The organism is Microbacterium sp. M1A1_1b, from assembly GCF_053345565.1.
In genome coordinates, this window is sequence record NZ_JBKFAJ010000004.1 from 209369 (window position 1) to 230072 (window position 20704).

At 71.7% G+C, this 20704-nt stretch carries 22 protein-coding genes; 17 read left to right on the forward strand and 5 right to left on the reverse strand.

The annotated features are described in order from the left end of the window. Window positions 1-133: 133 nt before the first annotated feature. From ACLBWP_RS11525 to ACLBWP_RS11540, 4 genes are all read left to right on the forward strand, one after another. Window positions 134-547 carry a FitA-like ribbon-helix-helix domain-containing protein gene (locus ACLBWP_RS11525; protein WP_447655303.1) on the forward strand — a complete coding sequence of 138 codons (414 nt, stop codon included), beginning with the start codon at window positions 134-136 and terminating at the stop codon, window positions 545-547. After that, window positions 544-993 (forward strand): PIN domain-containing protein, encoded by a 450-nt coding sequence (locus ACLBWP_RS11530; protein ID WP_447655305.1) that lies wholly within the window; start codon window positions 544-546, stop codon window positions 991-993. Before ACLBWP_RS11525 ends, ACLBWP_RS11530 begins: the two co-directional genes overlap by 4 nt. A gap of 100 nt (window positions 994-1093) precedes the next feature. After that, window positions 1094-1861: an HAD family hydrolase gene (locus ACLBWP_RS11535; protein WP_447655307.1), complete on the forward strand. Its 768-nt coding sequence runs from the start codon at window positions 1094-1096 to the stop codon at window positions 1859-1861. 66 nt (window positions 1862-1927) lie between these two features. After that, entirely contained in the window at window positions 1928-4438 is a 2511-nt protein-coding gene (locus tag ACLBWP_RS11540; protein ID WP_243560869.1) for a glycoside hydrolase family 65 protein, read from the forward strand. 10 nt (window positions 4439-4448) lie between these two features. Here ACLBWP_RS11540 and ACLBWP_RS11545 read toward each other — a convergent pair whose 3' ends face one another. Continuing rightward, window positions 4449-4964 carry a DUF1697 domain-containing protein gene (locus ACLBWP_RS11545; RefSeq protein WP_447655308.1) on the reverse strand — a complete coding sequence of 172 codons (516 nt, stop codon included), beginning with the start codon at window positions 4962-4964 and terminating at the stop codon, window positions 4449-4451. Window positions 4965-5064: 100 nt separating this feature from the next. Between ACLBWP_RS11545 and ACLBWP_RS11550 the strand changes: the two genes are divergently transcribed. Both ACLBWP_RS11550 and ACLBWP_RS11555 read left to right on the forward strand, forming a co-directional pair. Then, window positions 5065-5637, forward strand: a complete 573-nt coding sequence (locus ACLBWP_RS11550) for a helix-turn-helix domain-containing protein (RefSeq protein ID WP_447655310.1) — start codon at window positions 5065-5067, stop codon at window positions 5635-5637. Beyond that, complete coding sequence (locus ACLBWP_RS11555; RefSeq protein WP_447655311.1) at window positions 5622-6926, forward strand: MFS transporter; 1305 nt, start codon at window positions 5622-5624, stop codon at window positions 6924-6926. The genes ACLBWP_RS11550 and ACLBWP_RS11555 overlap by 16 nt, the downstream gene beginning before the upstream one ends. 77 nt (window positions 6927-7003) lie before the next feature. Here ACLBWP_RS11555 and ACLBWP_RS11560 read toward each other — a convergent pair whose 3' ends face one another. Further along, window positions 7004-7267, reverse strand: a complete 264-nt coding sequence (locus tag ACLBWP_RS11560) for a hypothetical protein (RefSeq protein ID WP_243560876.1) — start codon at window positions 7265-7267, stop codon at window positions 7004-7006. Between the two features lie 112 nt (window positions 7268-7379). Between ACLBWP_RS11560 and ACLBWP_RS11565 the strand changes: the two genes are divergently transcribed. Next, window positions 7380-7832 carry a hypothetical protein gene (locus ACLBWP_RS11565; RefSeq protein WP_243560878.1) on the forward strand — a complete coding sequence of 151 codons (453 nt, stop codon included), beginning with the start codon at window positions 7380-7382 and terminating at the stop codon, window positions 7830-7832. A 36-nt stretch (window positions 7833-7868) separates the two neighbouring features. On the opposite strand, the gene ACLBWP_RS11570 is transcribed toward ACLBWP_RS11565, so the two are convergent. Then, window positions 7869-9344: an NCS2 family permease gene (locus tag ACLBWP_RS11570; RefSeq protein ID WP_243560880.1), complete on the reverse strand. Its 1476-nt coding sequence runs from the start codon at window positions 9342-9344 to the stop codon at window positions 7869-7871. A 57-nt stretch (window positions 9345-9401) separates the two neighbouring features. Here ACLBWP_RS11570 and folE point away from each other — a divergent pair, with 57 nt between their 5' ends. Genes folE through ACLBWP_RS11590 form a run of 4 tightly spaced genes read left to right on the forward strand, consistent with a single transcriptional unit; the run spans window position 9402 to window position 12454 of the window. Next, complete coding sequence (folE, locus tag ACLBWP_RS11575; RefSeq protein WP_447655312.1) at window positions 9402-10103, forward strand: GTP cyclohydrolase I; 702 nt, start codon at window positions 9402-9404, stop codon at window positions 10101-10103. Further along, window positions 10100-11029, forward strand: a complete 930-nt coding sequence (gene folP / locus ACLBWP_RS11580; RefSeq protein WP_447655313.1) for a dihydropteroate synthase — start codon at window positions 10100-10102, stop codon at window positions 11027-11029. Before folE ends, folP begins: the two co-directional genes overlap by 4 nt. Then, complete coding sequence (locus ACLBWP_RS11585; protein WP_447655314.1) at window positions 11026-11790, forward strand: pyrimidine reductase family protein; 765 nt, start codon at window positions 11026-11028, stop codon at window positions 11788-11790. Before folP ends, ACLBWP_RS11585 begins: the two co-directional genes overlap by 4 nt. A 10-nt stretch (window positions 11791-11800) precedes the next feature. Then, entirely contained in the window at window positions 11801-12454 is a 654-nt protein-coding gene (locus tag ACLBWP_RS11590; protein ID WP_447655315.1) for an HAD-IA family hydrolase, read from the forward strand. Here the strand turns inward: ACLBWP_RS11590 and ACLBWP_RS11595 are convergent. Continuing rightward, complete coding sequence (locus ACLBWP_RS11595; RefSeq protein WP_447655316.1) at window positions 12417-13007, reverse strand: molybdenum cofactor biosysynthesis protein; 591 nt, start codon at window positions 13005-13007, stop codon at window positions 12417-12419. The two genes, ACLBWP_RS11590 and ACLBWP_RS11595, sit on opposite strands and share 38 nt — an antisense overlap. Here ACLBWP_RS11595 and ACLBWP_RS11600 point away from each other — a divergent pair. From ACLBWP_RS11600 to ACLBWP_RS11620, 5 genes are all read left to right on the forward strand, one after another. Beyond that, complete coding sequence (locus ACLBWP_RS11600; RefSeq protein WP_447655317.1) at window positions 13006-14652, forward strand: AlkA N-terminal domain-containing protein; 1647 nt, start codon at window positions 13006-13008, stop codon at window positions 14650-14652. The genes ACLBWP_RS11595 and ACLBWP_RS11600 overlap by 2 nt on opposite strands. Next, window positions 14649-15161 (forward strand): methylated-DNA--[protein]-cysteine S-methyltransferase, encoded by a 513-nt coding sequence (locus tag ACLBWP_RS11605; RefSeq protein ID WP_243560890.1) that lies wholly within the window; start codon window positions 14649-14651, stop codon window positions 15159-15161. Before ACLBWP_RS11600 ends, ACLBWP_RS11605 begins: the two co-directional genes overlap by 4 nt. 152 nt (window positions 15162-15313) lie before the next feature. Next, window positions 15314-16123: an alpha/beta fold hydrolase gene (locus ACLBWP_RS11610; protein WP_447655318.1), complete on the forward strand. Its 810-nt coding sequence runs from the start codon at window positions 15314-15316 to the stop codon at window positions 16121-16123. A 67-nt stretch (window positions 16124-16190) separates the two neighbouring features. Further along, entirely contained in the window at window positions 16191-17066 is an 876-nt protein-coding gene (locus tag ACLBWP_RS11615) for a hypothetical protein (RefSeq protein ID WP_447655319.1), read from the forward strand. Between the two features lie 224 nt (window positions 17067-17290). After that, a complete protein-coding gene (locus tag ACLBWP_RS11620; protein WP_447655320.1) occupies window positions 17291-18766 on the forward strand; it encodes an APC family permease in 1476 nt (491 codons plus the stop codon). An 85-nt stretch (window positions 18767-18851) separates the two neighbouring features. Here ACLBWP_RS11620 and ACLBWP_RS11625 read toward each other — a convergent pair whose 3' ends face one another. Beyond that, window positions 18852-19700 (reverse strand): LysE/ArgO family amino acid transporter, encoded by an 849-nt coding sequence (locus ACLBWP_RS11625; protein ID WP_447655321.1) that lies wholly within the window; start codon window positions 19698-19700, stop codon window positions 18852-18854. A gap of 68 nt (window positions 19701-19768) precedes the next feature. On the opposite strand from ACLBWP_RS11625, the gene ACLBWP_RS11630 reads away from it, so the two are divergent. Continuing rightward, a complete protein-coding gene (locus ACLBWP_RS11630) occupies window positions 19769-20686 on the forward strand; it encodes a LysR family transcriptional regulator ArgP (RefSeq protein WP_243560899.1) in 918 nt (305 codons plus the stop codon). Window positions 20687-20704: the final 18 nt, after the last annotated feature.

Sequence of the window (20704 nt, forward strand, 5' to 3'; positions counted from 1 at the left end):
CGGTTCGGTCCACAGGGGAACGCGCTCGGGACACCACCGAACCGGCTCCCACGAGGCTGACTCATCGTCTCCGCATGGCAAATGGTGACCACTGATGCGCCGAGCTCCGCGCGTCGTCGCCCTGACCGTAGCGATGGTCGAAACGGTGCCGGGCTCCCGAACAGTGTCGAGAATCGCCGGCGACGACGCCCGGGCGCACCTCAGCGCCGCGGTCGGGCAGCTCCGCGCCGGCCCTCTGAACTGGCTGGGGTTCCGCAGATCGTGTGAACCCTCGCGGAGTGATATCGTCGATGATATCAACCGGAGGTGCAGCATGGTCTCGATCGTCATCCGTGATCTCGACGCGTCCGTCAAGGCGCGGCTCGTCGCACAGGCTTCGCAGCACGGCCGCTCGATGGAGTCCGAGGCGCGCGAGATCATCGCGCGGGGGACCGAGCCGAGGCACATCGGCGTGGCGCTCCTCGACGCCGTCCGCGCAGCCGGAGCCGTCGAGTCACTGCCGCTCCCGCCTCGTGACGACGTCGCACGCGTCGCTGACCTCGGATGATCGTCCTCGACACGAACGTCCTCTCCGAGCTGTTCCGACCGACGCCGGACGACACGGTCGTGGAGTGGGTGACCACGCTCACCGGCAAGGTCGCGATCACAGCCATCACGGTCGCGGAGCTCCTCGCCGGGGTGCGCCGTCTCGATGACGGCAGGCGCAAGACCGCTCTCGGCCAGGCGATCGGCGGCGTCCTCGACGACTACGACGCGCGTGGCGCGATCCTGCCGTTCGACTCGGTCGCCGCGGAGCACTACGCCGACGTCGTCGTCGGCCGTCTCCGCGCGGGACTGCCCATCTCCACCGCCGACGCGCAGATCGCCGCGATCTGCAGGGCTCGTGCGGCCACCTGCGCGACCAGGAACACCAAGGACTTCGCCGGGACGGGCATCGACCTCGTCAACCCGTGGGGAGCCGGGGGAGCGGAAGTCGACGAACGCGGTCGGTGAACAACGATCCACAGGCGTGCGTCCGAGGCCACGGGCGGCCTGGAGCGGTCCTAGACTCGGCGCAGCACTCGTTCGACACCACTCCCTGGAAGGTGTGTCCATGACGTCGTCTGACCGACGGGCCCCAGCGCGCCTCGCTGATGCGCGCGCGCTCCTCTTCGACCTCGACGGGGTGCTGACGCCGACGGCCGACGTGCACATGCGCGCCTGGAGCCGGCTGTTCACGCCCTACCTCGAGCAGCACGGGGTCGCGCCGTACTCCGAGCAGGACTACTTCGCGTACGTCGACGGCAAGCCCCGCTACGACGGCGTCCGCTCGCTGCTCGACGCGCGGGGGATCGACCTGCCGCAGGGCACCCCGGACGACGACCCCGACCAGGACACCGTCTGCGGGCTCGGCAACCGCAAGAACGCCGAGTTCACGGCCGAGCTGACCGAACACGGCGTCGAGCCGTACCCGGGGTCGATGCGGTTCCTGACCGCGGCGATCGACGCCGGGCTGTCCGTGGCCGTCGTGTCGAGCTCCGCCAACGCCAAGCAGGTCCTGCGCACCGCCGGCATCCTCGAGCGTTTCCCGGTGATCGTCGACGGCATGGTCGCGCGCCAGGACGGACTGGCCGGCAAACCCGCGCCCGACACCTACCTCGACGCGGCCAGCCGGTTCGGCCTGACGGCTGCCGAGTGCGTCGTGGTCGAGGACGCCACGAGCGGCGTCGCCGCCGGCCGGAACGGCGCGTTCGGCCTGGTGATCGGCGTCGACCGCGGTGCCGGGGCGGACGAACTCCGTGCCAACGGCGCCGACGTGGTCGTCACGGACCTGGCGGACCTGGTGGCCGAGTTGCCCCAGCCCGCCACGTCGACGACCTAGCCCGACCCACCGGGCGCGATCCGTGCCTCCAGAGCGTCCCTGACCACTCCCTCCCACGGAGACCCCATGAACCCCATCACCTCGGACCCCCTCGACCGCGTGCGCTACCCGCTCGACGAGTGGGCGCTCGTCGAGACCGAGTACGCCCCCGACGAGCAGGGCGTCGCGGAGACGAACTTCGCGGTCGGCAACGGCTACCTCGGCCTGCGCGGCAACCTCGACGAAGGTCGCGGCGGCGTGCAGTACGGCACGTACATCAACGGCTTCCACGAGACCTGGCCGATCCGGCACGCCGAGGACGCCTTCGGCTTCGCCAAGACCGGCCAGACGATCATCAACGCGCCCGACGCCAAGGTCATCCGGCTCTACGTCGACGACGAACCGCTGGTGCTGGCCGAGGCGGACATCCTGCGGCACACCCGCCGGCTCGACTTCCGTGGTGGGTACCTGCTGCGCGAGACCGAGTGGTCGACGCCGTCCGGCAAGCGCGTGCTCATCCGGTCACGCCGCCTGGTCTCGTTCACCGACCGGCACCTGGCGGTCATCGACTACGAGGTCACGATGCTCGACCACGACGCGTCGATCCTGCTGTCCAGCCAGATCCTCAACCGCCAGGACGTCGTCGACGAGTACCACGCCGGCATGCGCGCAGCGGCGACCGCGTTCGACCCGCGCAAGGCCGAGTCCTTCACCGAGCGCGTGCTCGAGCCGAAGCTCAAGCGGAACTCGGGCAGCCGGTCGCTGTTGGGTTACCAGGCGGCCAGTTCCGGCATGACCATCTGCGTCGGCGTCGAGCACCGCATCGAGACCGACAACGCGTGGGACGAGTCGTCGTCGATCGAGGACGACCTGGCCAAGCACGTGTACCGCGTGCACGCCAAGGCCGGGCAGCCGATCCGCCTGACCAAGAACGTCGTCTACCACACCTCGCGCGGGGTGCCGGCTCGGGAACTCGCTGACCGGTGCGACCGAACGCTCGACCGCGCACACGCCGAGACGGTCGAGGAGACCTTCGCCAAGCAGCGCACCTGGATGGACGACTACTGGGCGCGCAGCGACGTCGAGATCGCCGGGCAGCCGGAGATCCAGCAGGCGGTGCGCTGGAACCTGTTCATGCTCGCGCAGGCCACGGCCCGCACCGACGGCCACGGCATCGCGGCGAAGGGCGTCACCGGGTCCGGCTACGGCGGGCACTACTTCTGGGACATGGAGATCTACGTCCTGCCGTTCCTGTCGTACACGGCGCCGATCGTCGCGCGGAACGCCCTGCGGTTCCGCTACAACATGCTCGACTCTGCGCGGTCCCGTGCGCGTGAGCTCAACCAGCACGGCGCGCTGTTCCCGTGGCGGACGATCAACGGCGAAGAGTCCAGCGCGTTCTACGCCGCCGGCACCGCGCAGTACCACATCGACGCCGACATCGCCCATGCGCTCATGCAGTACGTGCGGGCGTCGGGCGACACCGAGTTCCTGAAGCGCGGGGCGATCGACATCCTGGTCGAGACCGCCCGGCTGTGGGAGGACCTGGGCTTCTGGCGCTCGAACGGCGACCAGAAGTTCCACATCGACGGCGTCACCGGCCCGGACGAGTACACGACGGTCGTCGACGACAACATGTACACGAACGTGATGGCCCGGGCGAACCTGTGGTTCGCGGTGAACGCGTGCCGCGAACTCGCGGTCGACGACCCGGAGGAGTACGCCCGCATGGTTCGGCGCACCGGGCTGAGCGAGGCCGAGGTCGTCGACTGGGAGCGTGCGGCCGAGTCCATGGAGATCCCGTTCGACCCGCACCGTGGCATCCACCCGCAGGACGCCCAGTTCCTCGACAAGGAACTCTGGGACCTCGAGAACACGCCCGAGTCCAAGCGCCCGCTGCTGTTGCACTACCACCCGCTGGTGATCTACCGGTTCCAGGTGCTCAAGCAGGCGGACGTCGTGCTGGCGCTGTTCCTGCAGGGGCACGAGTTCACCCCGGCCGAGAAGCGCCGCGACTTCGACTACTACGACGCGCTGACCACGGGCGACTCCACGTTGTCCGCGGTCGTGCAGTCGATCATGGCGGCCGAGGTCGGTTACCACGAGCTCGCCGAGCAGTACTTCCAGACGGCGCTGTACGTCGACCTGGCAGACCTGCACGGCAACACCTCGGACGGCGTGCACATCGCGTCGACGGGCGGCATCTGGGGCGGGCTCGTCAACGGGTTCGGCGGCATGCGTGACCACGGCGGCAAGATGTCGTTCAACCCGCGGCTGCCGGCGTCGTGGGAGCGACTGACCTACCGCCTGACCGTGCGCGAGTCACGGGTGCGGATCGACCTCGAGCAGGAACGCATGACGTTCACGGTCGAGACCGGCTCGGGCTTCACGGCGTGGGTGCACAACCAGCCGCACGACATCCAGGCCGGTGAGCCGACGGTCGTCGCGATCCCGCACCACGGGCCGCGCATGTCCGGACACGCGCCGACCACCAGCGACATCCAGGGAACCCTGCGAGCCGACGGGTCGGTCATCACGGCATCGATCCCGACGATCTCGCTGGAGCGTGAGCTGGAGCCGGACGAGCAGACCGTCTGAGCGCCGACCGTCAGAGCAGCTTGCGCAGGGTGTTCGCGTTGCGGGTCGTCGTCGTGCGCTTGAACCGTGCGGCGCCAGCGCGCTTCGCGAACGTGGTGTCGGTGCTCGACCCCTTCGGGCACGACCAGTACACGACGCCGGGTCCGCGCTCGACCCGTTCGACCGCGGGGTCCAGGTCGAGGTCCGCCAGCAGGTCATCGAGCGCGGCGTCGTCGGAGCCGAACAGCACGTAGTCGTGCCGGTCCGGGGCCGAGGGGAACGGGAACCCGTCCACGATCGCGGCCAGGTCGTCGTGGAGGACGAGCACGATCCAGGCGTCGTACCCGAACCGGTCGCGCAGGGCCTGCTGGACGTCGTCCTTCAGGCGATCCGGCTCGGCGTCGGCGCCGAACACCACGTTGCCGGACGCCAGCACGGTGCGCACCTCCGTGTACCCGCGCTCGGTGAACAGCGCCCGCAGGTCGGCAGACCGGATCGTGATCCCGTTGACGTTCACCCCGCGCAGCAGCGCGATCCACCTGGCCATGTCGCGACCGTACCGCGACGGCCCGACGCGCGTCGGGCCTCCTGGCCGTAGATCCACAACGAGTCTTGCGCAACATGTCTTGCGGACCTAGGCTCGCGCCATGGACAACGGACGCATCGACGACCCGGCGCACATGCGGGCCCTCGCGCACCCCACGCGGCTGCGCATCCTGGGGTTGCTCCGGGCAAGTGGTCCCCAGACCGCCGCCATGCTCGGCGAGCTGATCGACGAAGCACCGGGCACGATCAGCTACCACTGCAGCCGACTCGCTGGTGCCGACCTGATCGAACCGGCACCAGGCCTCGGGACCGATCGTCGCGAGCGGTGGTGGCGGGCCGTGCACGAGTCGTCGTCGTGGTCCCTCGAGGACGCGATCGACGACCCGGAACGCACGCTGGCCGTCAGCGCGCTCGACCGCGCGGTGGCCCGCACGTACGCCGCCAACTACGAGGCCTACGTCGACCGGGCGGCGACCTACGGACGCGAATGGGTGGCCGCCGGCACCAGCTCCGACCGGGTGGTCCGCCTGACGGTTGCCGAGCTCGCCGAGCTCGGCGCCGAGATGCACGCGGTGATGGAGCGGTGGCGAGCGGTCGGTGCTCAGCACGTCGAGGGCGACGGGTCCGAGCAGGTCGTCGTGCTCCAGCAGGCGTACCGATGGCCGCGCGTCTGAGCCCCCGCGGGCGGCTCCGTGCACTCCTGGCAGTGCAGGTCGCTTCGCGGATCGGCAACGTCGTCACCACCGTGAGCGTGCCGTTCGTCGTGCTCGCCCGTGGTGGGTCGGCGACGGACGTGGGCATCACGGCCTTCATGGCGACGGTGCCGATCGTCCTCGGTGGCCCGTTCGGCGGGGCCCTGGTGGAACGCGTCGGGTTCGTCCGGTCGAGCATCGGGTCGGACGTCGTCAGCGGTGTCACCCTGCTCGCCATGCCGGTCCTGGCGTGGACCGTGGGGCTGCCGTTCTGGGCACTGCTGGCACTGGTGTTCGTGAGTGGACTGTTCGACATGCCCGGGGAGTCCGCGCGCCGCGTGCTGCTGCCCGGGCTCGCCACCCAGGCGGGCGTGCCGCTGGAACGGGCGGTGGGGCACTTCGAGGCGTCGGCACGGTTGTCCGTGCTGATCGGCGCACCGGTCGGTGGCGTCCTGGTCGCCGTCCTCGGTCCGCTGCCGGCGTTGGCGTGCACGGCGCTCGCGTTCGGCGCGGCCGCACTGCTGACGGCGCTGTTCGTCCGTGCCGCCGACATGCCCGCGGTGACCGCGGACGCTGCGGGACAGCCCACATCGCGCGGCTACTGGCGCGACCTCGCCGAGGGGTTCCGTTTCGGCGCCCGCGACCCCTTCTTCCGGCTGATCATCGCGCTGGTGCTCGTCACGAACCTGCTGGATGCGGCGCGGTCCACGACGCTGCTGCCGCTCTACGCCGACGAGCGGCTCGGGGGAGCGCAGGCGCTCGGCTTCGTCACGGGGACGTTCGGTGGTGCGGCGTTCCTGGGCTCGGTCGTGTTCGGGTACGTCGCCCACCGGGTCCCGCGACGCATCACCTTCGTGGTGTGCTTCGTGCTGGCGGGCGGCCCCTCGCTGCTGGTGCCGGCGCTCGGCCTCGGGCTGCCGTGGATGCTGGTGGCGAGCGCGGTGTCCGGGCTGGCCGCGGGGTCACTCAACCCGATCCTGGGGGCCGTCGAGCTCGAGCGGATCCCGGAGCACATGCGGGCGCGGGTGTTCGGGCTGCTCGGCGCGGGGTCGTGGGCGGGGATCCCCCTGGGCGGGCTGCTCGCAGGGTTCGCCGCGCAGGGCATCGGCGTGTCGGCGACCTTCGCCGTGGTCGTCGCGCTCTACACGGTGGTGACGCTGGCACCGCTGACGGGAGGCGCGTGGCGGCTCATGGAGCGGCCGTCCGGCTCCGGCGAGACGCACCCCAGTGGACATGGCGCGGCTCCGGAGGAGCGCATCCTGTCCGCCTGACCGAGACTCGGCCCGCGGCCGACGGCCCGCGGCCCGCGGCCCGCTGCCCGCGGCCGGCGCGCGCAGCGCGCCGCGGCTCAGGACCAGGTGCGCGCGACGGTCCAGCCACCGCGGTCGGGGACGATGTCGAGCACCAGCGTCTCGCGGTCGTCGGCGGTCACCTGGAAGCGCCACCCCGCGGTGCGCTCGGGGGCGTGGGTGATGGCGGTGGGCAGGTCGGTGGGCGTGACGGTGAGCCGGGTCGGCACGTCGGTCACCCGCCAGCGGCGCCCCTGCCAGACGATCCGCACCGGCGTGCCGTGCTCCCACCAGACCGTGACGGCTGCATCGACGACGATCATCGGGTCCTCCTCGTTCGAACGTGTGTTCGAATGGTAGGCGTCCGTTCCGACAGCGCGCAACCGACATCGCAACCGGGAGCGGTCCCCGGAGCACTCGTGTAGACGAAGAGGCATGACGAACGACGCACAGGGTCCCGACGCAGCACACCAGGTCCCGGACGGGGTCTCCGACGCCACGGTCGAGGCCCTCGGCACGCTGTCCGCAGCGGTCGAGGCCATCGAGCATGCCCGAGGCCTGCTGTACGGCTTCCACCGGCTGACGGGCAAGGCAGACCTGGATCTGGGCGATGCCGTGGAGCAGCTCCGGGCGGCCGGGCACACCGAGCTGGCCGACCGCATCGACACCGAGCTGATCGGCCGCAACGTCATCGCGGGACGATGGACGTTCCAGATCGTCGAGGACTACGACGACGGGTACTACGCGCTCGCCAAGGAGCTCGAGCGCACGGCGCGGGACGAGTTGGCCGAGGGGCGCCGCCACCTGCTCGAGGCGCGCATGAAAGAGGACCGGCGCACCGGTGGCCGACGCCACCACGAGGCGACGCCGGCCGACCTGCCGGAGTGACCCCGGGCCTCCGGGCCGACGCCGGGGGAGGCTGCGTCAACCGACGCCGAGCACGGCCTCCAGCGGACCACGCGCGAAGTACAGCAGGAAGCCCGCGGCGACGACGTAGAGCAGCCACGAGACCTCGCGGCCTCGGCCGGACAGCGCCTTGATCAGTACCCAGCTGATGAAGCCGGCGCCGATGCCGTTGGCGATCGAGTAGGTCAGCGGCATCACGACGATCGTCAGGAACGCGGGCAGCGCCGACCCGAAGTCGGTCCACGAGATGTCGGCCACCTGCGCGACCATGAGCGCACCGACGACCACGAGCCCCGCGGCGGCGACCTCGAGCGGGACCACCTGGGTCAGCGGCGTCAGGAACATCGACGCCAGGAACAGCAGCCCGGTGACGACCGACGCCATGCCGGTCCGTGCGCCCTCGCCGATGCCCGCTGCCGAGTCGATGAAGACGGTGTTCGACGACACCGACGCGCCACCACCGGCGATCGCGCCGGCACCCTCGACCACCAGCGCGGCCTTCAACCGGGGGAACGTGCCGTCCGGGCGTGCGACACCGGCGGCCTTCGCCAGACCGGTCATCGTGCCCATCGCGTCGAAGAAGTTCGTGAAGACCAGCGTGAAGACGAGCATCGACGCGGCGAGCGGCCCGATGCGGCTGAACGCACCGAACAGGTCGGCGTGCCCGACGAGCGACAGGTCGGGGACGGCGAACAGCGCACTCGGCAGGCCCGGGGCGTTGAGGTTCCAGCCGGTCTTCGAGTCGACCGAGGTCGGCACGTGGAAGATCGCCTGCAGGATGATCGCGATGATCGTCGTCGCGACGATACCGATGAGCAGTGCGCCCTTGACCTTGCGGGCCATGAGCGTGCCGATGATCACCAGGCCGATCAGGAACACGATCGTGGGCAGCGCGCCGACGGAACCGTCCTCGCCGAGCTGCAGCGGGGGCGACGCCAGGCCGGAGGAGCGGACGAAGCCCGAGTCGACCAGCCCGATGAACGCGATGAACAGCCCGATGCCGACCGTGATCGCGGCCTTGAGCTGCGCCGGCACCGCGGTGAAGATCATCGTCCGGATGCCCGTCAACGCCAGCACGACGATGACCACGCCGTTGATCACGACCAGCCCCATCGCTTCGGCCCACGTGACCTGGTGGACGACGCTGACGGCCAGGAACGAGTTGATCCCCAGGCCGGCCGCGATCCCGAACGGCAGGTTCGCGATCAGTCCCATCGCGATCGTCATGAGACCGGCGACGAGTCCGGTCGCAGCGGCCACCTGCGCGTTCTCGAGCCACCCGCCGGTGACGTCCTTGGCGGCCTGGTCGGCGCTGAAGCCACCGAGGATCAGCGGGTTGAGGATGACGATGTAGGCCATCGTCACGAACGACACGAGGCCACCACGGACCTCGCGGGGGATGCTCGATCCGCGCTGGGTGATGGAGAAGAAGCGGTCGAGGCCGGAAGCGACGCGGTTCCGGGGCGTTTCGGTTGTCTGCGGGGCGCTCACCAACGAAGTTTAAAGGAACCTGGGACCCGGGCGCGACGTACCCCGGGCTTCGTTCCCCGGATGTTCCTGGTGTTGGATGAGTGGGTGACCCAGCCCTTCGACCGTGTTCGTGTGGAGGCCGCGGTCCGCGAACTCCTGCTCGGCATCGGTGACGACCCAGACCGCCCGGAACTCGCCCGCACGCCCGCCCGTGTCGCGGACGCCTACACGGAGTTCTTCAACGGCATCGGCACCGACGCCGTCGCGATCACCCGGCAGGGCACCGTGCACGCCGAGGACGGCGACCGCGGCCAGCTCGTCGTCGTGCGCGACGTCCGCTTCCGGTCCGTGTGCGAGCACCACCTGCTGCCCTTCATCGGGGTCGCGCACCTGGCGTACGCACCGGGTGACGAGCTCATCGGCCTGGGGACGCTGTCGCGCGTGCTCGACACCGTCGCGTCGCGTCCGCAGCTGCAGGAGCGGCTCGGGGAACAGGTCGCGGGGACGATCGCCGAGGGACTCGACGCCCAGGGCGTGCTGGTCGTCCTCGACGCGCAGCACCAGTGCGTGACGACCCGTGGCGAGCGGCAGAGCGGCTCGACGACCGTGACCGTGGCTGCCCGGGGGACCCTCGCCGAGCCCGCGGCCCGCGCCGAGGCGATCGCCCTGATCAGCGCCCGCGGCAGCGGCCCCGGCGCCGAGCACGCCGACCCTGCCGGCCACGCCGAGCACGACGGCGGCGCCGACCACACCGGTCAACCCGACCACGAGGCGGACGCATGACGACCGAACCGGCCGTGCCGAGCCTCCAGGCAGCCCCCGGGTGGGTCGTCCCCGTCCTGCGCCACCCGGTGCGCACGCTCGGCCGGCGCACCATCGACTTCGACCACCGCATCGCGGTGATGGCGATCATCAACCGCACGCCCGACTCGTTCCACGACCAGGGCGCCACCTTCGCGCTCGACCGAGCCGTCGCCGCCGCCGTCCGCGCAGCCGAGCAGGGCGCCGACTGGGTCGACATCGGCGGCGTCAAGTTCGCGCCGGGGCCGGAACTGCCCGCGGCCGACGAGATCGACCGGGTGGTCCCCGTCGTCGCGCAGCTCAGCGCCGAGTCCGACGTCATCATCAGCGTCGACACGTTCCGCGCCGACGTCGCGCGTGCGGCGATCGACGCCGGTGCGAACGTCGTCAACGACACCACCGGCCTGTCCGACCCGGCGATGGCCGCGGTGGTCGCCGACTCGGACGCGACGATCGTGATCACCCACTCGACCGCGCCGCCCCGCACGAAGCTGCCGGAGCCGCCGCACTACGACGACGTCACCGCGTCCGTCGTGGGCTTCCTGCGCGAGCGGGTCGACCGGGCGCTCGCCGCGGGCGTCCCCGAGTCGCGGATCATCGTCGACCCGGGGCACGACCTCAACAAGAACACCGTGCACACGCTCGAGGTGACACGGCGTCTGCCCGAGGTCGTCGCGCTCGGCTACCCCGTGCTCGCCGCGGTGTCGAACAAGGACTTCGTGGGCGAGTCCCTCGGCCGACCGCGCGGTGAGCGGCTCTCCGGGTCACTGGCGGTCGCCACGGTGAGCGCGATGCTCGGCGCGCGCATCGTCCGGATGCACGACGTGGCCGAGTCGGTTGACGCGATGCGGATGGTCGAGGCGACTCTCGGTTGGCGCGCACCCCTGGAGTCGAGGCACAACACGTGACCCTGCTCCCCGCCCCGATCGCGGACCTGTCCGACGACGACGTGGTCGCCCTGTACACCGACGGTGTCGGCCTGGAGGCCCCGCCCGCGTCCGCCACGTCGGCCGGCGGCTGGATCCGGGTCAACTTCGTGGCCACCGCGGACGGCGCCGCCTCGACCGGCGGCGTGTCCGGCTCGCTCGGCGGTGACGACGACCTGCGCGTCTTCGAGCTGCTGCGCAGGTTCGCGGACGTGGTGCTCGTCGCCGCGGGGACGGTCCGCGACGAGGGCTACGGTCCGATGCGGCTGCGGGAGTCCGACGTCGCCTGGCGGCGGGCGCACGGCAAGCCCGACCACCCGGTGTTCGCGATCGTCACCGGGTCGTTGTCGCTCGATCCCGCGTCGAACGTGTTCACCGACGCGCCGGTGCGGCCGCTCGTGCTGACTGCGGCGTCCGCGCCCGACGGCCGTCGTGCGGCGTTGTCCGCCGTCGCCGACGTCGTGTCCTGCGGCCAGGAAACCGTCGACGTGGCGCTCGTGCGTGCGGCCCTGGTGTCGCGCGGGCTGACGGCGATCCACTGCGAGGGCGGCCCGTCCTTCCTGGGGGCACTCGTTGCCGCGGACCAGGTGGACGAACTCTGTCTGACGATCGACCCGTCGCTCGAGGGTGGTACCGCGCCGCGCATCGCGACGGGGTCCTCGCCGGCGCTGCGGCGGATGCGCCTGGCGCACGTGCTGCTCGGCGCGGACGACGTGCTGCTGACGCGGTACGTCCGCCGGTAGGGTCGGGCGCGTGATCGACATCGTGGCGTCCGGGGTCCTGTTCGACATGGACGGCACGCTCGTCGACTCGACATCCGTGGTCGAGGGCGCGTGGGGCCGGTTCGGCGCCGCGCACGACATCGACCCGCGGACGATCCTCGCCTTCTCGCACGGCCGCCAGACGATCGACACGATCCGGCACTTCCTGCCCGACCTGCCGCCCGACGAGCAGCGCCGGGTGGCCGACGCACTCGTCGCGGACGAGGTCGAGAACACCCACGGCATCGTCGAGGTCCCCGGGGCTGCGGCCTTCGTGCGACGGCTGGTCGACGCCGGGGTGCCGGTCGCGCTGGTCACGAGTGCGCCGCGCGACCTGGCACTGAACCGGATGCGTGCCGCCGGGGTGCCGGTGCCCCAGGTCGTCGTGACGTCCGAGGACACCGAGCAGGGCAAGCCGCACCCCGAGTGTTACCTGCGCGGCGCCGAGCTGCTCGGGCTCAGCGCCGACCGGTGCCTGGCGTTCGAGGACGCCCCCGCCGGTGTCGAGTCCGCTCGCGCATCGGGTGCGACCACCGTCGTCGTGGGGGCGCTCGAGTCCGACGCCACGGTCGGGATCCCCCGGGTGCACGGGTACGACGGCGTCCAGGTCACCGTCGAGGGATCCGCGTTCCGCATCCGCGGCTGACCGGCACGGGGTGGGCCGTGCGGAGCACCGCCGGGCCGAGGGTGAGCACCCCGTCGGTCTCGGGGTCGCACCGCACCCCGCCCCGGCCGCGCATCCCCCGGAACGCCCCCGGTGCGATCTCGTGGTCCATCCACGCGCACGGGTTCGCCGCCCGGTAGCAGCGGAACCCGACGGGGCCGGACCCGGTGTCGAGCGAGAACGGCTCCCCACGCAGCGCCTCGACGTCGACGCCGCGCAGGAACACGTTGCGCCGGGTCGCGACGGGGTCGACCGTGACGCCGAGGGCCCGGCCGAGGTCCTCGAGCGGCTCGAGTCCGATCACGGTCACCGACGCGTGCACGTGGGCGCGCGCCGCGAAGTACCGGTCGCCCACGATCCCGAGCCCGGCGCGCAGCTCGATGCCCTCGCGCAGTTCGTCCTCGTCCGCCGGCAGTGGTCCGTCGGCGGGACGGCCCTCGTAGCGGTGGCGGCGGGAGACCAGGAGCAGGGCGACCTCGACCCGGGTGACGTGCGTGAGGGCCGTGGACGCGACCACGTCGTCAGCTGCACCCATGCGCTCGACGGTAGTCGAGCCTCCCGTCCGGTGTGCCCGGGCATCCCCGTCCTGCCGTGTCCGATTCCCGCCAGTCGATGACGGTGGCGCGTGTCAGGCTGACGGCGTGACCGACGCACTGCACGACGAACGACACCGCATCGCCGCCTCGCGCGACGCGCGGTTCGACGGGCAGTTCGTCACGGCCGTGCACTCCACGGGCATCTACTGCCGACCGAGCTGCCCGGCCCGCACGCCCCGGTCCAGCGGGGTCACCTTCTACCGCACCAGCGCCGCCGCGCACCTGGCCGGGTACCGCGCGTGCAAGCGCTGCCTGCCCGAGGCGACGCCCGGCAGCCCGGAGTGGGACCTGCGCGAGGACGTGGCGGGACGTGCCATGCGCCTGGTCCTCGACGGCGTGGTCGAACGCGAAGGCGTCTCGGGGCTGGCGGCGCGCGTCGGCTACTCGGAGCGACACCTCGGCCGGATCCTGACCGAGGAACTCGGCGCCGGACCCAAGGCCCTCAGCCGTGCGCACCGGGCGCAGACCGCGCGGACCCTGCTGACGTCGTCCGACCTGCCGATCGCCGACGTCGCCTTCGCCGCCGGGTTCGCGAGCGTCCGCCAGTTCAACGACACGGTGCGCGAGGTCTTCGCGGTCACGCCGACCGAGCTCCGCGCGCGCCGTCGCATCGCTCCGACGCTCGACGGAGGCCTGCACGTGCACCTGCCGGCCCGTCCGCCGTTCGACGCGCAGGGGCTGCTCGACTGGCATGCGCTGCACGCACTGCCGGGGCTCGAGCAGGTACAGGTCGGTGACGACGGCGTGGTCACCGCGTACGCACGGCTGGTCGACCTGCCAGGAGGCCCGGGCTGGTTCCGCGCATCGGCCGCCGTCCCCGACCGGGCCGGGCGGAACACCGGGATCGACCTGGTCGTCCGGGTCACGGACCTCAGCGACCTGCCGACCCTGGTGGCGCGGGTGCGGTCCCTGTTCGATCTCGATGCCGACCCCGTGGCGGTCGACACCGTCCTGGGTGGTGTCCCGGTCCTCGCGCCGGCGGTGACGCGGGTGCCCGGCATCCGGCTACCGGGGGCGGTCGACGCGCACGAGGTCGTGTTCCGCACCCTGATCGGGCAGCAGGTCTCGGTTGCGGCGGCCCGCACGGCACAGACCCGCCTGGTCGCGGCGCTCGGCGTCCCGGTGCCCCCATCGATCGCACCGGACGGCCTGCTGTTCCCGTCCGCCGACCGCATCGCGGCGGACGGCGCCACGGTGCTGCGAGGACCCGCGGCCCGCGTCGACACCATCCTGCGCGTGGCGGCCGCACTGGCCGACGGATCGCTCGTCGTGCACGGCGGGCAGTCGCTCGACGAGCTGCGCGCCGGGTTGCTCGCCGTCAAGGGGATCGGGCCGTGGACGGCCGACTACGTCGCGCTCCGCGTGCGGCACCACCCCGACGTCTTCCTCCACAGCGACCTGGCCGTGCGCAACGGTGCACAGGAACTCGGCCTGCCCGGAACCGCGCGCGAGCTCTCCCTATGGTCGGAGCAGGTGGCCCCCTGGCGGAGCTACCTCACGATGCACTGCTGGCGGCCGATCGTCGACCGCGCCACCGCCGCTGCTCGCGCTGCCCACTCGACCACCCGGAAGGACACCCCATGACCGACGCCGTGATCTCCACACTCCAGACCCCCGACGGGTCGTTCACCGTGCTCGAGGACGACCAGGGCCGGGTCCTCGCCTCGGGCTGGACCGACTCGTTCGACCGGGTCGTCGCGCGCATCCCCGCCCGGCACCGACCGGTCACCATCACCGAGGGGACGGTCACCTCGGCCGACGCCGTCGACGCGTTCTACGCGGGCGAGATCGAGCACGCCATGCAGGTGCCGGTCCGGCAGGTCGGCACCGAGTTGTTCGAAGCCGGGTGGCGGCAGCTCCGGCAGATCCCCGCCGGCTCGACGCTGACGTACACCGAGCTCGCGGCGGCGATGGGGCGCCCCGATGCCGTCCGGGCAGCAGCCAGCGTGTGCGCCCGGAACGCTCCGGCGCTCTTCGTCCCGTGCCACCGCGTGCTGCGCTCCGACGGGTCGCTCGGCGGGTTCGCATGGGGGCTCGACGTCAAGCGCTCGCTGCTCGAACACGAGTCGGTCCAGTCGGACACCCTCGTCTGAGCAGGGCGTCCGCTGACCGCACGCTGTGTCTGCCCCTGGAACCGGGGGGAGACGTCCCAGGTGTGGCCTGTCACACTCGTCACAACCGACGACCGCGCGGTCCGGCCCCCAGGGCTCGATGCACCGCGGACGTATCCATCCTGAAGGACCCCATGACCGCTCCAGTCGACCGAACGGTCGTCTCCGCCGACGGCACCGTCCTTGCCGTGTCCGAAGCGGGTGCGGGTCCAGCGGTCGTCATCGTCGGCGGGGCCTTCCACCACCGCGGCACCCCGTACGTCGACCGGCTCGTGGACCTGCTCGCGGCGGACCACCGGGTCATCACGTACGACCGACGGGGCCGCGGCGCCAGCGGTGACAGTGACACGTGGGCGATCGAGCGCGAGTCGAACGACTTCCGTGCCGTGGTCGAGAGCGCCGACGCGCCCGTCACCACGATCGGCATCTGCGTGGGCGTCGGGGTGGTCCTGCACGGCATCGCCGCGGGTGCCCCCGTCGACGGCGCCGTGCTGTGGGAACCGCCGTACCGCGCCAGTGTCGACCCGCATGCCGAGGACGTCGTTTTTGCCGACGTCCTCGACGAACACGTCGCCGCCGGCCGTCGTGGTGCTGCCCTCCGCGCCTACCTCGCCCAGGTGATCGGCATGCCGATGGGGCAGATCGCGGGCCTGCGGCTGAAGTCCGGCCTGTGGCACACGCTGCTGGCCGACGCGCACGTGCTGCCGCGCGACGTCCGGATGCTCAACGGCCTGGCCATCCCCGAGCGGGTGCTGGCCTCGGTCGGGGTCCCCGTGCTGGTGGCGTCGGGCACCGAGTCGCCGGACTGGATGGCCCCCGCGTCACGCGCTGCGGTCGAGGCGATCCCGGGTTCGGTGCACGTCACGGTGCCCGGGCAGGCCCACGTGCCCGACGCCGAGGTGCTGGCGAGCCTGCTCGACCGGGCACGGACCGCGCAGCACTGACCCGCAGGGACCCTCGGGTTCTGGGCTGCCGCGCCGGGTCCGGCCCGGGGTGCGAGAGGATGGCACCGTGACCGCACCCCGACTCGGACTCCTGCTGGACGTCGACGGCCCCATCGCCAGCCCCGTCTCCCGCACCATCGCGATCCCCAGCATCGTCGCCGACCTGGTGGCGCTCGCCGCCGAGGGCATCCCGGTCGTCTTCAACACCGGACGGAGCGACGCCTTCGTCCGCGAACAGGTGGTCGGGCCGCTGCTGGCCGGTGGCCTGGCTGCGGGTGGGCGGGTCCACGCCGTGTGTGAGAAGGGCGCCGTGTGGTGCTCGATCGGCCCGCAGTACCCCGACGGCATGGGCGACCTGACCGTCGCCGAGGACCTCGCCCTGCCCCGCGACTACGCCGACGAGATGCGCGAGCTCGTCCGGACCGACTACGCCGACCTGGTGTTCTTCGACGAGACCAAGCGGGCGATGGTGTCGATCGAGCAGCGCGTCGAGGTGCCGAACGCCACGTACCTCGAGCGCCAGCCGGGGTTCGACGCGCTCGCGATGGCCGCCCTCGAGCGCCGCGGTCTGGGTGTCCGCCGGCTCGACGACGTCCGCCCCGACGCCGACGGTGCGGTGCAGTGGCGCATCGACCCGACGATCATCTCGACCGACGTCGAGTCCGACCGCAGTGGCAAGGACCTGGGGGCCGAGCGGTCCCTCGAGCTGCTGGCCCAGGACGGCGAGCTCCCCGTTGCGTGGCGCACGATGGGCGACTCCCGCAGCGACTACGCGATGGCCGACTGGCTGCACGCGAACGGGCACCAGGTCGCGCACGTCGACGTCCGGCCGGCCGACGGGGTCCCCGAGACGCCGTACCCGGTGTGCACCGCCCCCGAGGGCGTCATCCACGACGAGGCGGGCGCACGGTTCCTGGCGGACTGGCGCGCCGGGCGCAGCTGAGCCGGCCGCAGCTCTGCCGGCACCGCTCAGCCGACGCGGGCGAGCCGGCCACCTGCCGGGCCGGGGGCCACTCGTCGTGCAGGCACCGGGCCTCCCGTCCGGTTCCCGTTCCGTTCCTGCCGCTTCCGCCGCGGAACCACCGTCCGGGTGGACGCGTTGCGTGACACGGTGGTACACCAGTACCCTTCCGTGGTCCACCGCCAGCCGATGACGGGATCCACCCCATGGCAACGAAGCTCCGCACGAAGTCGATCGAGGCCTCCCTCGCCGACGCCGACGAGCAGGGTCGCTCGCTCAAACGGTCGCTGAAGACCTTCGACATCGCCGCGATGGGCATCGCGGTCGCGGTCGGTGCCGGCATCTTCTCGGTCGGAGCGAACGCCGCCGCGAACTTCGCGGGCCCCGGCGTCATCGTGTCGTTCCTGCTCGCAGCGGTCACGTGCGGCCTGGCGATCATGTGCTACGCCGAGTTCGCGTCGACGATCCCCGTCGCCGGGTCGGCGTACACGTTCACCTACGCCACGATGGGCGAGCTGCTCGCCTGGATCGTCGGGTGGGACCTGATCCTCGAGACCCTGACGGCCAGCGCCGTGATCGCGAAGTACTGGGGGATCTACCTCAGCACCGCGTTCGACGTGTTCGGCATCACGCTGCCCAGCACCATCGCGATCGGCCCGGTCGGCTTCACCTGGGGGCCGGTGCTGATCGTCGGCGTCTTCACGGCACTGCTCGCGTTCGGCACCCGCCTGTCGTCGCGGGTCTCCGCCGTCATCACGGTGATCAAGGTCGCGATCGTCCTGTTCGTCATCGTGGTCGGTGCCTTCTTCGTCAAGGCCGCGAACTTCACGCCGTTCATCCCCGCCGCCGAGCCCTCGAAGGGTGCCGAGGGCAGCGTCTGGACCCAGTCGCTCGTGTCCTTCGCGACCGGGTCCGAGCCCGCGCAGTACGGCGTCTTCGGGCTGCTCGCCGCCGCCTCGCTGGTGTTCTTCGCGTTCATCGGCTTCGACGTCGTCGCCACCAGTGCCGAGGAGACCGAGAACCCGCAGAAGACCCTGCCCCGCGGCATCTTCATCGGACTGGGCATCGTCACGCTGCTGTACGTCGGCGTGAGCATCGTCATCACGGGCATGGTGTCGTACAAGCAGCTCGCACAAGAAGAGGCACCGTCCCTGGCGTCGGCCTTCGACATCGTCGGACTGCCGTGGGCCGCGGGCATCATCGCGATCGGGTCGCTCATCGGCCTGACCACGGTGGTCATGGTGCTGCTGCTCGGCCTGTCCCGCATCGTGTTCTCGATGAGCCGCGACGGGCTGCTGCCCCGCTGGTTCTCGGTCACGAACCCGAAGACGCAGACGCCCGTCCGGGTGCAGCTCATCGCCGGGATCGTGGTGGCGGTGCTCGCCGGGTTCACGCCGGTCGAGAAGCTCGAGGGCCTGATCAACATCGGCACGCTCTCCGCCTTCGTGCTCGTCTCGATCGGCATCATCGTGCTCCGTCGGACCCGTCCGGACGCGCCGCGCTCGTTCCGTGTGCCGTGGTCGCCCGTGATCCCGATCCTGTCGGCGGTGCTGTGCTTCTGGCTGATGCTCAACCTCGAGGTCGAGACGTGGGTGCGCTTCGTCATCTGGCTCGTCATCGGGTTCGCGATCTACTTCGGCTACAGCCGCCGCAACAGCCGGGTCGGGCAGTCGATGCGGTAGGTGCGGGTCCTCGCGCAACGGAAAGCAGCTCGAACAACCGGTCGCGGTGGTTCGAGCTGCTTTCCGTTGTGCGGGCGGCGGCCGGTCAGGCGCCGACGACCAGCAGGACGCCGAAGGCGAGCATCACCACGGCGACGCACGCGTCGAACACCCGCCAGGTCACCGGCCTGGCGAAGAGCGGTCGCAGCAGCCGGCCGCCGAACCCCAGGGCGCTGAACCACAGGCAGCTCGCAGCGACGGCGCCGGCGGTCCACCACCAGCGGTCGTCGATGCCCTGCTGGTTCGCGACCGAGCCCAGGAACACCAGCGTGTCCAGGTACACGTGCGGGTTCGCCCACGTGAAGACGAGCATGGTCAGCACCGCGGCGCGCATGGCCGGGGCGGTCCGGACGGGAGGCCCGGTGACCGTCGACCGCGCGGGCTCGGCTGCGTGCGCGGTGGCGGACGCGTGCGCGGTGGGCGCGGCCGCGCTGGCGGACGCGTGCGCGGTGCGTGCTGCCGCGCTCGTCGTCGCCGTCTCGTCGGGATCGCACCCCGCCACGGACGTCGCGCCCGCAGGCATCGGGGCGCGATGTCCGGCCTGGGGTGCGACGACGGCGACCCCGTCGTCCTCGGCGGCGACCCGGATCGCATCACCCGAGGGCCGCAGCGCCCGTCGGGCAGCCAGCACGCCGTACGTCAGCAGGAACGCGGCTCCGACGAACCGGATGACGACGAGCGCGATGGGGAAACGCTCGACCACGGCCCCGACACCGAGCACCCCGGCCAGGATGAGCACGGCGTCGGACACGGCACACACGAGCACGGCGGCGGCGACGACCCGCACCCGGGCGCTGACCGCCAGGCGGAGCAGGTACGTGTTCTGCACGCCGATCGCCACGATCAGGGCCAGGCCCGTGCCGAGGCCGGACAGTGCGGGGAGCAGCGCGTTCACGATCTGACCGTACGACGCCGCAGTGATGCAGTACAGCTCACGTTCCTGGTGCACCGTAAGCTCAGCTCATGCTCCGCCTGCAGCGCGAACACCTCGAGACCCTGGTGGCCGCCGTCGACCTCGGTACGTTCGACGCCGCGGCCCGGGCCCTGTCGATCACGCCGTCGGCGGTGTCCCAGCGGGTGAAGGCGATGGAACTGCAGGTCGGGCGGGTCCTGCTGCAGCGGACGACTCCGATCGCGCCGACCGCGGACGGCGCGGTCGTCCTTCGCCATGCGCGGCAGGTGCGTCTGCTCGACGACGAGACCGCGCGGTTGCTCGGCGAGGGCGAATCGGGGAGCGACACCGTCCCGTCGATCCCGCTCGCGGTGAACGCGGACTCGCTCGGGACCTGGTTCCTCGATGCCCTGGCGCTCGTCCGGGCTGACACCGAGGTCGTCTTCGACCTGCACCGCGAAGACCAGGATCGCACCGCCGAGCTCCTGCGCTCCGGCACGGTGATGGCCGCGGTGACCGCCGAGTCCGATCCCGTGCAGGGGTGTTCGTCGGTGCTGCTGGGCGTCGACCGGTACCGCGCGGTGGCATCACCTGCCTTCGTCGACCGGTACCTGGCCGATGCGGACACCGAGCGGCGGATGGTGCAGCGCCTGGACCGGGTGCCGCTCGTCGACTACGACCACGACGACGACCTGCAGCAGGGGTTCCTCCGGCGGGTGGTGGGCCATGCCCCGCGTGCGCCGCGGCACTTCGTCCCGACGTCGGCCGACTTCGCCCGTGCCGTCACGCTCGGGTTCGGGTGGGGCCTGTTGCCCGAGGCGCAGTGTCTCGCAGGGCTCGGCGACGGCACCCTGGTGGAACTGACCCCGGGTCGTCGCGCGGACGTGGCGCTCTGGTGGCAGCGCTGGAACCTGGCGTCACCGTTGCTCGAACGCGTGACCGACGCTGTCCGGACCACCGCGCGGGAGCGGCTGCACCAGGCGGGCTGACGGCCGGGGCAGTTGTGC

Bases quoted from the DNA above. Each gene is read 5' to 3' on its own strand.
- ACLBWP_RS11525 (WP_447655303.1), top strand. From the start codon at position 134: ATGGTCGAAACGGTGCCGGGCTCCCGAACAGTGTCGAGAATCGCCGGC.
- ACLBWP_RS11530 (WP_447655305.1), top strand. From the start codon at position 544: ATGATCGTCCTCGACACGAACGTCCTCTCCGAGCTGTTCCGACCGACG.
- ACLBWP_RS11535 (WP_447655307.1), top strand. From the start codon at position 1,094: ATGACGTCGTCTGACCGACGGGCCCCAGCGCGCCTCGCTGATGCGCGC.
- ACLBWP_RS11540 (WP_243560869.1), top strand. From the start codon at position 1,928: ATGAACCCCATCACCTCGGACCCCCTCGACCGCGTGCGCTACCCGCTC.
- ACLBWP_RS11545 (WP_447655308.1), bottom strand. From the start codon at position 4,964: ATGGCCAGGTGGATCGCGCTGCTGCGCGGGGTGAACGTCAACGGGATC.
- ACLBWP_RS11550 (WP_447655310.1), top strand. From the start codon at position 5,065: ATGGACAACGGACGCATCGACGACCCGGCGCACATGCGGGCCCTCGCG.
- ACLBWP_RS11555 (WP_447655311.1), top strand. From the start codon at position 5,622: ATGGCCGCGCGTCTGAGCCCCCGCGGGCGGCTCCGTGCACTCCTGGCA.
- ACLBWP_RS11560 (WP_243560876.1), bottom strand. From the start codon at position 7,267: ATGATCGTCGTCGATGCAGCCGTCACGGTCTGGTGGGAGCACGGCACG.
- ACLBWP_RS11565 (WP_243560878.1), top strand. From the start codon at position 7,380: ATGACGAACGACGCACAGGGTCCCGACGCAGCACACCAGGTCCCGGAC.
- folE (WP_447655312.1), top strand. From the start codon at position 9,402: ATGTTCCTGGTGTTGGATGAGTGGGTGACCCAGCCCTTCGACCGTGTT.
- folP (WP_447655313.1), top strand. From the start codon at position 10,100: ATGACGACCGAACCGGCCGTGCCGAGCCTCCAGGCAGCCCCCGGGTGG.
- ACLBWP_RS11600 (WP_447655317.1), top strand. From the start codon at position 13,006: ATGCGCTCGACGGTAGTCGAGCCTCCCGTCCGGTGTGCCCGGGCATCC.
- ACLBWP_RS11595 (WP_447655316.1), bottom strand. From the start codon at position 13,007: ATGGGTGCAGCTGACGACGTGGTCGCGTCCACGGCCCTCACGCACGTC.
- ACLBWP_RS11605 (WP_243560890.1), top strand. From the start codon at position 14,649: ATGACCGACGCCGTGATCTCCACACTCCAGACCCCCGACGGGTCGTTC.
- ACLBWP_RS11610 (WP_447655318.1), top strand. From the start codon at position 15,314: ATGACCGCTCCAGTCGACCGAACGGTCGTCTCCGCCGACGGCACCGTC.
- ACLBWP_RS11620 (WP_447655320.1), top strand. From the start codon at position 17,291: ATGGCAACGAAGCTCCGCACGAAGTCGATCGAGGCCTCCCTCGCCGAC.
- ACLBWP_RS11630 (WP_243560899.1), top strand. From the start codon at position 19,769: ATGCTCCGCCTGCAGCGCGAACACCTCGAGACCCTGGTGGCCGCCGTC.